Here is a 13,067-nt window from a genome sequence, read left to right as displayed (position 1 = left end):
TACTCCCTAGGGCGCTCGGCGGTCCGGCGCCCCCAGCCCTTCGTCTTCCGCGCCGGACCAGAGACTGGGGTCGTACGGCGTATCGGGGATCGTCACCATCTCCTGCCGCGGCTTCTGCCCGGCCGGGGTGGTGCCGACGCTGTCGCGCAGCAGCGCGAGATCGTCGCTGAGGTGCTTGGTGTCGGCACGCACACGCCTCATGTCCAGGCTGTCGCCGACGTGCTGTTCCAGCTTGGACACGGCCCGGCCCAGTTCATCCAGCCGGCGCTGTACCGAAGCAAGTTCGTCCTGCAGGGACATGGCTGTCCTCACCTCCGCCACGTTGCGGGTGCACGACGCTGGCGCCAAGCGAGTGTCGCGCGTCACAGTCGCGCTTGGGAAGAGATCTGCAGGGATTCTCCCACCTACGGGTGGAGCGCGCCCGGTGCGAACGCGCCGTGGCGCGCGATTCCCCCGAAGGCCGCGCACCCGTGCGGGGCGGTCTCCGGTGCGCGGGGGCAGGAGCCCGCCGAGGCGTTGCGCCGGGCGGGTGGGAGGACGGGGGCACGCGACGTGTCGAGGGCGTCCCGGTCGCGAAATGGCTTTCAGTAGGTGCGATAAGCGGCAAATAGACCGCCCTGTGATCATGGCCCCCTCGCGGAGGTACGCACGCATGGCCCGCAGCGCCACCTTGATCCGCTCCGCGACCGCCGTGGCACTCGCCGCCGTGGTCGCCGCCTCCGCCGGGTGCACGGCCGGCAAGGACGACCCCCTCGCCGGGACCGACCTCGCCTCGGCGCCCCGGAACGGGGTACGCGACGGAGGCACCCTGCGCTGGGCCGTGGACGCGGCCCCCGGCACCCTGAACGCGTTCCAGGCCGGGGCGAACGAGACCACCTCCCTGGTCGCCGGGGCCGCACTGCCGGCCGCCTTCCGGCTGGACGGCCAGGGCCGCCCGCAGATGGACACCGATCTGCTGCGGTCGGCGAAGGTGGTGCGCACCGAGCCGCAGCAGGTCGTGTCGTACCGGCTGAACCCCAAGGCGGTCTGGAGCGACGGCCGCCCGATCGGCGCCGCCGACTTCACCGCCCAGTGGAAGGCGCTGCGCGGCGCCGACGACGCGTACTGGACCGCGCGCAACGCCGGGTACGACCGGATCTCCTCGGTCACCGCCGGCAAGGACGCGCACGAGGTGAAGGTCACCTTCGGGAAGCGGTACGCGGACTGGCAGTCGCTGTTCACCCCGCTCTACCCCAAGGCCGTCACCGGCACCGCCAAGGCCTTCAACGAGGGGGCGCGCCGCGCGCTGAAGGTGACCGGCGGGCCCTTCTCCGTCCGCAGCGCGAGCGGCAAGTCCGTCACGCTGGTCCGCAACACCAAGTGGTGGGGCGACCGCGCCAAGCTGTCGGAGCTGGTCCTCACCGCCACGCCCGCACACCAGCGGGCCGCCGATCTCGCCTCCGGCGCGCTGGACGTGGCGGAGGTCGACCGTGACGTGACCGGCAAGAACGTGGCCGTCTACCGGACGCGTGCCGCCTCCTACACACAGCTCGCGCTCAACGGTTCCACCGGGCCGCTCGCCGACGAGGACGTGCGGCACGCCGTGGCCCGCGCGGTGGACCGGCGGGCCATCGCCAAGGCGGTGCTGGGACCGCTCGGCCTGCCCGACGAACCGCTCGGCAACCATCTGCTGCTGCTCACCCAGTCCGGGTACGCCGACCACAGCTCCGCTCTGGGCACCGCCGACACCAAGGCCGCCCGCGCCATGCTCGCCGCAGCGGGCTGGCAGCGCACCGCCCTGGACCCCGGGTCCGGGGGAGCGGCCCGCAGCGGCGCCGGGGCCGCGGAGCGCAACCAGGCGGCGCCCGCGCACAAGGTCGAGGTCAGCGTCGTCGAACCGGCCAAGACGGTGCTGCGCAAGGACGGCAAGGCGCTGACGCTGCGCTTCGTCCTGCCCAAGTCCTCGGCGACCCTGAACACGGTCGGCGACCGCATCGCCACCATGCTCTCGGGCATCGGCGTCCGCACCGAGCTGCAGCGGGTCGCCGACGACAGCTTCTTCCGCGACCACGTCGCGGCCGGCGACTTCGACCTCGCCCTCTACGGCTGGCCCGGCACCCCCTTCCCGGCGACCGACACCCGACCGATCTTCGCCAAGCCCGAGCCCGCGCCGGACGGCTCCCTGGTCGTCGAGCAGAACTACCCCCGGGTCGGCACCGACCTCATCGACCAGCTCTTCGACCAGGCCGCCGGCGAGCTCGACCCGGCCAAGGCCCGCGACTACGCCGCCCGCGCCGACGCCCGCATCTGGTCGGCCGCCGGCTCCATCCCCCTCTACCAGCGCCCCGAGCTGGTCGCCCTGCGCAAGGACGTCCTCAACGCGGGCGCCTTCGGCTTCGCGACGCCGCGCTTCCAGGACATCGGCTTCAGGAAGTAACAGGGAATAACAGGAAGTAACAGGGGGAGCGCCGTCGGGCGCCGCACAGGGCCGGGGCCGTGACGCCGTTCGTCGCGGCCCCGGCCCTGTGCGCCGCGCGCACACGCCTGTGACCTCCGTCATGGCCGGGACCCGCGCTCCCCGCGGGGGACGTACCGCTCTCCCTCGCCCCCGCCCGGGTGCGGGCCCCACAGGCCGTGGCCGGAGGTCGGACGATCATGCCCGGGCGGTCCTTGCCGCCGGGGCCCCGTACCATGGGGTGAGGCCGTGGCTTGACTCGCCCGGCGGGCTAGGTGTGCCGACGAGGGCACGCCGCCCCACCTACCTACCCGGGAGAAGCGCCCCAGTATGCCCACGCGTAACGACATTCGTAATGTCGCCATCGTCGCCCACGTCGACCACGGCAAGACGACGCTGGTGGACGCCATGCTCAAGCAGGCCGGAGCCTTCGCCGCGCACCAGCATCTGGACGACCGGATGATGGACTCCAACGACCTGGAGCGCGAGAAGGGCATCACCATTCTCGCGAAGAACACGGCCGTGAAGTACCACCCCAAGGGTGGCGGCGAGCCCATCACGATCAACATCATCGACACCCCCGGCCACGCCGACTTCGGCGGCGAGGTCGAGCGCGGCCTGTCGATGGTCGACGCGGTCGTGCTGCTGGTGGACGCCTCCGAGGGCCCCCTGCCGCAGACCCGCTTCGTGCTGCGCAAGGCGCTGTCCGCGAAGCTGCCGGTCATCCTCTGCATCAACAAGACCGACCGCCCGGACTCCCGGATCGACGAGGTCGTCAACGAGACGTACGACCTGTTCCTGGACCTGGACGCCGACGAGGACCAGATCGAGTTCCCGATCGTCTACGCCTGCGCGCGCGACGGTGTGGCCTCGCTGACCAAGCCGGAGAACGGCACCGTCCCCGCCGACAGCGACAGCCTGGAGCCGTTCTTCTCCACGCTGCTGGAGCACGTCCCGGCGCCGGTGTACGACGAGGCCGCCCCGCTGCAGGCGCATGTCACCAACCTGGACGCCGACAACTTCCTGGGCCGTATCGCGCTGCTCCGCGTCGAGCAGGGCGAGCTCACGAAGGGCCAGACGGTCGCGTGGATCAAGCGCGACGGTTCGATCCAGAACGTGCGCATCACCGAGCTGCTGATGACCGAGGCGCTCACCCGCAAGCCCGCCGAGAAGGCCGGCCCCGGTGACATCTGCGCCGTCGCGGGCATCCCGGACATCACCATCGGCGAGACCTTGGCCGACCCGGAGAACCCGGTCGCGCTGCCGCTGATCACGGTGGACGAGCCCGCGATCTCCATGACCATCGGCACCAACACCTCCCCGCTGGTCGGTCGCGGCCCCGGCGGCAAGGGCGCCGTCAAGTCCGCGGTCAAGGACCGCAAGGTCACCGCACGCCAGGTCAAGGACCGTCTCGACCGCGAGCTGATCGGCAACGTCTCCCTCCGGGTGCTGGACACCGAGCGTCCGGACGCCTGGGAGGTCCAGGGCCGCGGTGAGCTCGCGCTCGCCATCCTGGTCGAGCAGATGCGCCGTGAGGGCTTCGAGCTGACCGTCGGCAAGCCGCAGGTGGTCACCCGCGAGGTCGACGGCAAGGTCCACGAGCCGGTCGAGCGCATCACCATCGACGTGCCCGAGGAGCACATGGGCGCCGTGACGCAGCTCATGGGCACCCGCAAGGGCCGGATGGACAACATGTCCAACCACGGCTCCGGCTGGGTCCGCATGGAGTTCGTCGTCCCCTCCCGCGGTCTGATCGGCTTCCGTACCGAGTTCCTGACCGGAACGCGCGGCACGGGCATCGCCCACTCCATCCACGAGGGTCACGAGCCGTGGTTCGGCCAGCTGGTGACCCGCAACAACGGCTCCCTGGTCGCCGACCGCGCCGGTGCCGTCACCGCCTTCGCGATGACGAACCTCCAGGAGCGCGGCGTGCTGTTCACCGACCCGGGCACCGAGGTGTACGAGGGCATGATCGTCGGCGAGAACTCCCGCTCCGACGACATGGACGTCAACATCACCAAGGAGAAGAAGCTCACGAACATGCGGTCCTCGTCGGCCGACTCGTTCGAGGCGATCGTCCCGCCGCGCAAGCTCTCCCTGGAGCAGTCGCTGGAGTTCTGCCGCGACGACGAGTGCGTCGAGGTGACCCCGGAGACCGTCCGCATCCGCAAGGTCGTCCTGGACCAGAAGGAGCGCGGCCGCACCGCGTCCCGCGCCAAGCGCTGAGGCCGTCCCGGTCCGCGCCCCGCCGGCGCGGACCGGGCCCCCGGCGGTGCAGACACCGGCCCGGCCGTCCCCGGTCCCACGGGGGCGGCCGGGCCGCTTCGCGGCCGCTTGCGGTCGGCGGTGGCGTATGTACGACATGGCGGCACATCTGTGGTGATCCCGGAGCGGCCGGAGCGCCGTTCCGCGTGAGGCCGGTCACAATCGGGGCCCTTTCCGGGGTCCGATGTGACCGAACTCACCGCCGCGGCGCCCGCCGTGCGCGGTGCGGCTCCAGGGGTGCCGATGTGTCGCGGTTGCGCCAGTGGCGTGGGCGCGACAGCTCGTTCCCTGTCGGCCCGTCAGCCACGTACATTCGCGTGGAATCTACGCGCTTTGAGGGCAACCGGATTTCAGTCCGGCGACGTCCGGATACCGGACGGCGTTCACCGGTACTTGTGTTACAAGTCCGTTTCGTCGGTGTCTGTCTACAATCCAAATGTCCGAATTGCGGGATTGTTTTGGACCGGTTGTGACCAAAACGAGATCGTAAGTGTGTGGTTCGTAGGCCCAACGTGACCGATAGTTGGAGCCGTTGAGCTCGGGTCAATGGGTCCAAGCGCTTATGGGGAGCGCCGACTCACGAGCACAGGTGACCGGAATCACTGTCAGGGGTGTCAGTGAGGCCGGCCCTTTCACGTAAGAACAGTGACTCCTGAGGAGGCAAACCCATGCGCGGTGCCAAGAGCGCCACTTGGGTCGCAGGTGCGATCATCGTCGCTATGGCTGCTACCGCTTGCGGTGGCGGCGGCGGCGACAAGGGCAGCAAGAACGACGCTGGCGGCGTCAACCCCAACGGCAAGTTCTCCGTCGAGGTCGGCGAGCCGCAGAACCCCCTGCAGCCTGCCAACACCATGGAGTCCAACGGCAGCATCGTCGTCCGCTCGCTGTTCGCGCAGCTCGTGGACTACGACCCCCAGGGCAAGATCGTCATGGTGAACGCCCAGTCGGTGGACACCAAGGACAACAAGACCTTCACGGTCACCCTGAAGGACGGCTGGACCTTCCACGACGGCACCCCGGTGACCGCGGAGTCCTACGTCAAGGCGTGGAACTGGGCCGCCAACATCAACAACGCCCAGACCAACGCGTCGTGGTTCGCCGACATCAAGGGCTTCGAGGACGTCCACCCCGCCAAGGAGGGTGCGAAGCCGAAGGCCGACGCCATGTCCGGCCTGAAGGTCGTCGACGACAAGACCTTCACGATCGAGCTCACCACCCCGATCCCGTACTTCGTGTACAAGCTCGGCTACGAGGTGTTCTCGCCGCTGCCGGAGTCCTTCTACAAGGACCCGAAGGCCGCGGGCGAGAACCCGGTCGGCAACGGCCCGTACCAGTTCGTCAAGTGGGACCACAAGAAGCAGATCGAGGTCAAGCGCTTCGACGGCTACAAGGGCCCGGACAAGGCGAAGAACGGCGGTGTGATCTTCAAGAACTACACCGGCCTCGAGGCTGCGTACGAGGACCTGAAGTCGGGCAACGTCGACGTCCTGCGTCAGATCGGCCCGAAGGACCTCCCGGTCTACCGCGACGACCTCGGTGACCGCGCCGTGGACCAGGCGTACTCCGCCATCCAGTCCATCGTCCCGGCCTTCTACTCCAAGCAGTGGAAGAACGTCGACCCCAAGGTCATCCAGGGTCTGTCGATGGCGATCGACCGCGACACCATCACCAAGACCGTTCTCCAGGGCACCCGTGAGCCCGCCACCGGCTTCGTCGCCAAGGGCGTTCTCGGCTACCAGGACAACGTGGGCGGCGACGTCTTCAAGTACGACCCCGCGAAGGCCAAGGAGCTCATCAAGGCCGGCGGCGGCGTCCCCGGCAACAAGATCTCCATCCAGTACAACGCCGATGGCGGCCACAAGGAGTGGGTGGAGGCTGTCTGCAACAGCATCTCCAACGCGACCGGCATCAAGTGCGCCGGCGACTCCAAGGCCGACTTCCAGAGCGACCTGGACGCGCGTGAGGCCCACGAGGTCAAGTCGATCTACCGCAGTGGCTGGGTGCTCGACTACCCCGTGAACGCCAACTTCATCCGCGACCTGTACGCCACCACCTCGGCGGGCAACCAGTCCGGCTTCTCCAACAAGGAGCTGGACTCGATGATCAAGAAGGCCGACATCGCGCCCACCCTGGACGAGTCGGTCAAGGAGTACCAGGCCGTCGAGAAGAAGATGGTCGAGCTCATGCCCGCCATCCCGCTCTGGTACTACAAGGTCAACGCCGGCTACTCGGAGAACGTCTCGAACGTCCAGTACGCCCAGAACGGTGACCCGGTCCTCACCGGCGTCGAGGTCAAGAAGTAACCATCGCGTAGTGAGCACACCGGTGCGGGACTGACGGGGACGTCGGACGCGCAGGGTGCAGGCAACGGCTGGGGGGCCCTTCTCCCGTCTTCCCGAAGAGGAGGACGGGAGAAGGGCCCATCTCTGCTGCCACAGCGACTGACATGGAGGCACGATGGGGCGTTACGTCGCGCGGCGACTGCTCCAGATGATCCCGGTTTTCATCGGGACGACTCTGCTCATCTTTCTCATGGTCTACGCCCTCCCCGGCGACCCCGTACGGGCGCTCTTCGGTGACAAGGGCGCGGATCCGACGACCGTGGCGCGGATCCGTCACGACCTGGGGCTCGACCAGCCGATCCTGAAGCAGTACTGGGATTACATGACGGGCATCATCCTGCACTTCGACTTCGGCAACCAGATTGCCAGCGGTCGGCCGGTGCGGGACGTGCTCGGCGAGGCCTTCCCGGTGACGATCCGGCTCGCCTCGCTCGCCTTCGCGATCGAACTGGTCGTGGGCATCGCCCTCGGTGTCTGGGCCGGCATGCGGGCGGGCAAGCTCGCCGACTCGCTGGTGCTGATCTTCACCCTGCTGCTGATCTCGGTCCCGGTCTTCGTCCTCGGCTTCATCTTCAAGCTGGTCTTCGCCTTCCAGCTCGGCTGGATGACACCGAACGTCCAGGACGACACGAACTACAGCCAGCTGCTGATGCCGGCCATCGTGCTGGCCGCCCTCTCGCTGGCGTACGTGGCGCGTCTGACCCGTACCTCCATAGCCGAGAACCTGCGCGCCGACTACATGCGGACCGCCGTCGCCAAGGGCCTGCCCCGGCGCCGCGTGATCGGTGTGCACCTGATGCGCAACTCGATGATCCCCGTCGTCACCTTCCTCGGCACCGACATCGGCGCCCTGATGGGCGGCGCGGTCGTCACCGAGGGCCTGTTCAACATCCACGGTGTCGGCGGCACGATCTACGAGTCGATCCTGCGCCGCGAGGGGACCACGCTGGTCGGCCTCGTCACCGTCCTCGTGCTGGTGTTCCTCTTCACCAGCCTGCTCGTCGACCTGCTCTACGCGGTCCTGGACCCGAGGATCCGTTATGCCTGACGTCACCAAGACCGCCGTCGAGAACGCGGACCCGATGGCCGCCACGGCCGCGGACGCCGCTGCCGCCACGGGGCCCGCGCCCCAGGCGGAGAAGGCGCGCAGCCTGTGGGGCGACGCCTGGCGGGACCTGCGCCGCAACCCCTACTTCGTGGTCTCCGGCATCCTGATCCTGCTCCTCCTGCTGATCGCGGTCTTCCCGGGCCTGTTCACCAGCGCCTCGCCGACCTACGCCGACCTGCGGAACCACTACCTGGGCAAGCCCGAGTACGGCAAGGTCTTCTCCGCGGAGTGGCTCGGTTACGACGGGCAGGGCCGCAGCGTCTTCGCCCGTGTGATCTACGGGACCCGCGCCTCGATCACGGTCGGCGTCAGCGTGACCGTCCTGGTCACCGTGCTGGGCGGCCTGGTCGGCATGATCGCCGGCTACTTCGGCGGCTGGGTCGACACGATCCTGTCCCGGCTCACCGACGTCTTCTTCGCGGTGCCCTTCCTGCTCGGCACGCTGGTCGTCCTGAACTCCTTCACCGACCGCACCGTCTGGGTGGTCTCCGGCGCCCTGGCCTTCCTCGGCTGGACGCAGATCGCCCGCGTCATGCGCGGTTCGGTGATCACGATCAAGCAGGCCGACTACGTGCACGCGGCCCAGGCGCTGGGCGCGAGCACCAGCCGGATCCTGATGAAGCACATCCTTCCGAACGCCGTGGCCCCGGTGATCGTGGTCGCCACCATCGCGCTCGGCGGCTACATCTCGGCCGAGGCGACCCTGTCCTACCTCGGCCTCGGTCTGCCCACGTCCGTGGTCTCCTGGGGCCAGGACATCTCCGGCGGTGCCCAGCAGATCCGTACGGCGCAGCACATCATGCTGTACCCGTCGATCATGCTGAGCATCACGGTCCTGGCGTTCATCATGCTCGGCGATGCGGTCCGCAACGCCCTCGACCCCAAGCTGCGCTGAGGGAGGCGTACGTGACCATCATCGACAAGAACGCGGACGTGCCCGCGCCCCGTACCGGGGACGCCGCCACGCCGCTGCTGGAAGTGCGCGACCTGCACGTGGAGTTCCACACCCGGGACGGCGTCGCCAAGGCCGTCAACGGCGTGAACTACACGGTGTCGGCGGGCGAGACCCTGGCGGTGCTGGGCGAGTCCGGCTCCGGCAAGTCCGTCACCGCGCAGGCGATCATGGGCATCCTCGACATGCCGCCTGGGAAGATCCCGCACGGCGAGATCCTCTTCCAGGGCCGGGACATGCTCAAGATGTCCAACGAGGAGCGCCGGAAGATCCGCGGCCGCAAGATCGCGATGATCTTCCAGGACGCGCTGTCCTCGCTGAACCCGGTGCTCACCGTCGGCTACCAGCTGGGCGAGATGTTCCGGGTCCACCAGGGCCTGTCCAAGAAGGAAGCCAAGGCCAAGGCCATCGAGATGATGGACCGGGTCCGCATCCCGGCGGCGAGGGAGCGGGTCAACGACTACCCGCACCAGTTCTCCGGCGGTATGCGCCAGCGCATCATGATCGCGATGGCGCTCGCCCTGGAGCCCGAGCTGATCATCGCCGACGAGCCGACCACCGCGCTCGACGTGACGGTGCAGGCGCAGGTCATGGACCTGCTCGCGGATCTGCAGCGCGAGTACAACATGGGCCTGATCCTGATCACCCACGACCTCGGCGTGGTCGCCGACGTCGCGGACAAGATCGCCGTGATGTACGCGGGCCGGATCGTCGAGACCGCGCCCGTGCACGAGATCTACAAGCGCCCGGCGCACCCCTACACCAAGGGCCTGCTGGAGTCGATCCCGCGCCTGGACCAGAAGGGCCAGGAGCTCTACGCGATCAAGGGCCTGCCCCCGAACCTGCTGCGCATCCCCACTGGCTGCGCCTTCAACCCGCGCTGCGAGATGGCGCAGGACATCTGCCGCACCGAGGTCCCCACGCTGCACCGGGTGACCGAGCAGGACGGCAGCGAGCTGCCGGGCCGCGGCAGCGCGTGCCACTTCTGGAAGGAGACGATCCATGGCTGACGTCACCAAGAACGACGAGGCCGTCTCCGACGAGGTGGCGGCGGTGGAGGCCGCGATCGCCAAGCCGGTCGAGCGCGGCGAGCCGATCCTCCAGGTGCGCAACCTGGTCAAGCACTTCCCGCTGACCCAGGGCATCCTCTTCAAGAAGCAGGTCGGCGCCGTCAAGGCCGTCGACGGGATCTCCTTCGACCTGTACCAGGGCGAGACCCTGGGCATCGTGGGCGAGTCCGGCTGCGGCAAGTCCACCGTGGCCAAGCTGCTGATGAACCTGGAGCGGGCCACCGCCGGCGAGGTCTTCTACAAGGGGCAGGACATCACCAAGCTGTCCCGCCGCGCCCTGAAGGCCGTGCGCCGGAACATCCAGATGGTGTTCCAGGACCCGTACACCTCGCTGAACCCGCGCATGACGGTCGGCGACATCATCGGCGAGACCTACGACATCCACCCCGAGGTGGCCCCGAAGGGCGACCGGCGCCGCAAGGTGCAGGAGCTGCTGGACGTCGTCGGCCTCAACCCGGAGTACATCAACCGGTACCCGCACCAGTTCTCCGGCGGTCAGCGGCAGCGCATCGGCATCGCCCGCGGCCTGGCGCTCAACCCGGAGATCATTATCTGCGACGAGCCGGTCTCGGCGCTGGACGTCTCCGTGCAGGCGCAGGTCATCAACCTGATGGAGAAGCTGCAGGACGAGTTCAACCTCTCCTACATCTTCATCGCGCACGACCTGTCCATCGTCCGCCACATCTCCGACCGCGTCGGCGTGATGTACCTGGGCAAGATGGCCGAGATTGGTACCGACACCGAGATCTACGACCACCCGACCCACCCGTACACCCAGGCGCTGCTGTCGGCCGTGCCGGTGCCGGACCCGGAGGCGCGCGAGCACCGCGAGCGCATCATCCTCACCGGTGACGTCCCGTCGCCCGCCAACCCGCCGTCCGGGTGCCGTTTCCGCACCCGCTGCTGGAAGGCCCAGGACCGGTGCGCCACCGAGGAGCCGCTGCTGGCCATCCCGCAGCGCTTCGTCGGCGACGACACCCCGGCCGCGCACGAGTCGGCGTGCCACTTCGCCGAGGAGAAGGACGTCGTCCACGCGGTGAACTGAGCACCACCCGCACCACCCACGAGGGGCGCCCGCGAGAACACCGCGCGGGCGCCCCTCGGGCGTTCGGCACCCGTTCGCGGGAACGCGTCCGCCCCGTCACCGGGCGGTGACGGGGCGGACGGGGTACCGGGAGCCGGCGGGGTCTACTTCAGGAAGCCGATGTTCTCGTAGCGCAGGTCCTGGAAGCCGTAGGCGCCGATGTTGACCAGGTTCTTCTTCACCGCGTAGATGTCGGGACGCTGGTACAGCGGGAGCAGGTTGGCCTGCTGCCAGATCAGCAGGTCCGAGGCGTTGGCGTCGTCGATCGCCTGGGCCGGGTCGGTGTCCGCGGCGGCCTTGTTCATGGCCGCGTCGAGTTCGTCGCTGCCCACGCCGGTGTAGTTCTGCTGGATGTTGTCACCCACGGGCTTGGCGTAGATCGACTTGGTCGACGACACCGGGAAGGGCGTGCCGAGCCAGGAGAAGGCCGTCAGGTCGAAGCTGCCGGTGTTGACGTACTTGTCGAAGAACTCCTGCAGCGGCACCGACTTGATGTTCATCTTGATGCCGACCGCCTTGAGCATCGGCTGCATCAGCTTGCCCTCGTTGGCGGAGGTGCTGACGTTGGCCGGGATGACGAAGTCCAGCTCCAGGGTCTTGCCGCCCTTGGTGCGGAACTCGCCGCCCTGCTTCCAGCCGGCCTCGTCCAGCAGGCTCTTGGCCTTGGCCTGGTCGAAGGTGCCGATGCCGGCGGAGTTGTCCTTGTAGCCCTTCTGGTTGGTGACGAAGAAGTGGTTGTTCAGCGGCTTGGCGTCCCAGTCCAGGCCCTGCAGGTCGGACTCGGCGATGGCCTGCCGGTTCAGGGCGGACATGATGGCCTGGCGGACCTTGACGTCCTTCAGCGGGCCGCGGGCGCCGTTGAAGGTGACATGGCGGTAGTTGGGGCCGGCCGCCTTGCGGAGGTCGGCGCCCTTGACCTGCTGGGCCTGCTTGTAGCCGGCCGGGTCGGGGCCGACGCTGAAGAAGTCGACCTCGCCGTTGGCGAAGGCGCCGGCGGTGGCATCCGCGTCCAGGGCGCGGTAGATGATCTTGTCCAGGATGGCCTTGTTGCCCCACCAGCTGTCGTCGCGCACGACGGTCAGGGTCTTGGTGGTCTTGTCGATGCCCTGGAACTTGAAGGCACCCGCGGTGACCGGGAACTTGCCCAGGTAGCCGGTGTTGAAGCCGTCGGGGGTGCCGATGACCTGCGCCGGGTACAGCGGGGTGAACAGGCTCTTCCAGTCGCCGAAGGGGCTGGAGAAGGTGACCACGGCCTCCTGGTCGTTCGCGCCCTTGGCGACGCTGCTGATCAGCTCGTAGCCGGTGCTGGAGGAGATCTTGTACTTGGCGTCCTTGCCGTTCAGCGCCTTCCAGCTGGCCTCGAAGTCCTTCCAGGACAGCGCCGTGCCGTCGGACCACTTGGCCTTGGGGTTGATCTTGTACGTGACGACCTGCTTGCCGGAGCTGTCCGAGGCCTCCGCCGAGGTCAGGTAGTCCGGGTTCGGGGTCACCGTGCCGGTGGCGTCCGCCATCATGATGATCGGCATCACGGCGCGCTCGACGTCGATGCCGTCGGCGAGGGTGCCGTCGATCTGGTTGTAGTTGAAGTTCTCGGCGATCTCACCGATCGGCCAGTTCAGGGTGCCGCCCTGCTTGAGCTGGTCGCGGTCGGTGGCCTTGATGTTGTTGACGCTGGACTTGGGCACCGAGTCCTTCTTGGACGCGGCGCTCTTCCCGTCCCCGCCGCCGCACGCGGTCAGGGCCAGCGCGCTCGCCGTGGCCAGCGCGACCACGGCGACGGACATACGTGTTCTCTTCAACGGACTCTCTCTC

Annotated in this window: 9 protein-coding genes; 7 read left to right on the top strand and 2 right to left on the bottom strand. The window is 68.4% G+C overall.

What is annotated here, in order from left to right; translation table 11 throughout:
• Window positions 1–6 precede the first annotated feature (6 nt).
• Complete coding sequence (locus CHF15_RS14390; protein ID WP_018561431.1) at window positions 7–300, bottom strand: hypothetical protein; 294 nt, start codon at window positions 298–300, stop codon at window positions 7–9.
• Window positions 301–652: 352 nt separating this feature from the next.
• Between CHF15_RS14390 and CHF15_RS14385 the strand changes: the two genes are divergently transcribed.
• The 7 genes from CHF15_RS14385 to CHF15_RS14355 all read left to right on the top strand — a co-directional run bounded on the left by CHF15_RS14385 (window position 653) and on the right by CHF15_RS14355 (window position 11,216).
• Window positions 653–2,416 carry an ABC transporter family substrate-binding protein gene (locus tag CHF15_RS14385; RefSeq protein WP_089224160.1) on the top strand — a complete coding sequence of 588 codons (1,764 nt, stop codon included), beginning with the start codon at window positions 653–655 and terminating at the stop codon, window positions 2,414–2,416.
• Window positions 2,417–2,764: 348 nt separating this feature from the next.
• Window positions 2,765–4,660 carry a translational GTPase TypA gene (gene typA / locus CHF15_RS14380; RefSeq protein ID WP_089224159.1) on the top strand — a complete coding sequence of 632 codons (1,896 nt, stop codon included), beginning with the start codon at window positions 2,765–2,767 and terminating at the stop codon, window positions 4,658–4,660.
• A gap of 707 nt (window positions 4,661–5,367) precedes the next feature.
• Window positions 5,368–7,002, top strand: a complete 1,635-nt coding sequence (locus CHF15_RS14375; protein WP_089224158.1) for a peptide ABC transporter substrate-binding protein — start codon at window positions 5,368–5,370, stop codon at window positions 7,000–7,002.
• A gap of 154 nt (window positions 7,003–7,156) precedes the next feature.
• Window positions 7,157–8,089 carry an ABC transporter permease gene (locus CHF15_RS14370; protein WP_089224157.1) on the top strand — a complete coding sequence of 311 codons (933 nt, stop codon included), beginning with the start codon at window positions 7,157–7,159 and terminating at the stop codon, window positions 8,087–8,089.
• The gene (locus CHF15_RS14365) at window positions 8,082–9,044 is read left to right on the top strand and encodes an ABC transporter permease (protein ID WP_089224156.1); all 963 of its coding nucleotides are present in this window, start codon (window positions 8,082–8,084) and stop codon (window positions 9,042–9,044) included. Before CHF15_RS14370 ends, CHF15_RS14365 begins: the two co-directional genes overlap by 8 nt.
• Before the next feature lie 11 nt (window positions 9,045–9,055).
• Window positions 9,056–10,111 carry an ABC transporter ATP-binding protein gene (locus CHF15_RS14360; RefSeq protein ID WP_089224155.1) on the top strand — a complete coding sequence of 352 codons (1,056 nt, stop codon included), beginning with the start codon at window positions 9,056–9,058 and terminating at the stop codon, window positions 10,109–10,111.
• Window positions 10,104–11,216 (top strand): ABC transporter ATP-binding protein, encoded by a 1,113-nt coding sequence (locus CHF15_RS14355; RefSeq protein WP_089224154.1) that lies wholly within the window; start codon window positions 10,104–10,106, stop codon window positions 11,214–11,216. Before CHF15_RS14360 ends, CHF15_RS14355 begins: the two co-directional genes overlap by 8 nt.
• A 143-nt stretch (window positions 11,217–11,359) precedes the next feature.
• Here CHF15_RS14355 and CHF15_RS14350 read toward each other — a convergent pair whose 3' ends face one another.
• Window positions 11,360–13,054, bottom strand: coding sequence for an ABC transporter family substrate-binding protein (locus CHF15_RS14350; protein WP_245938823.1), 1,695 nt, complete (start codon window positions 13,052–13,054; stop codon window positions 11,360–11,362).
• Window positions 13,055–13,067: the final 13 nt, after the last annotated feature.

The sequence above is a fragment of the Actinacidiphila glaucinigra genome (assembly GCF_900188405.1).
Lineage (GTDB): Bacteria > Actinomycetota > Actinomycetes > Streptomycetales > Streptomycetaceae > Actinacidiphila > Actinacidiphila glaucinigra.
This window is presented reverse-complemented; position numbering and strand designations above follow the sequence as displayed.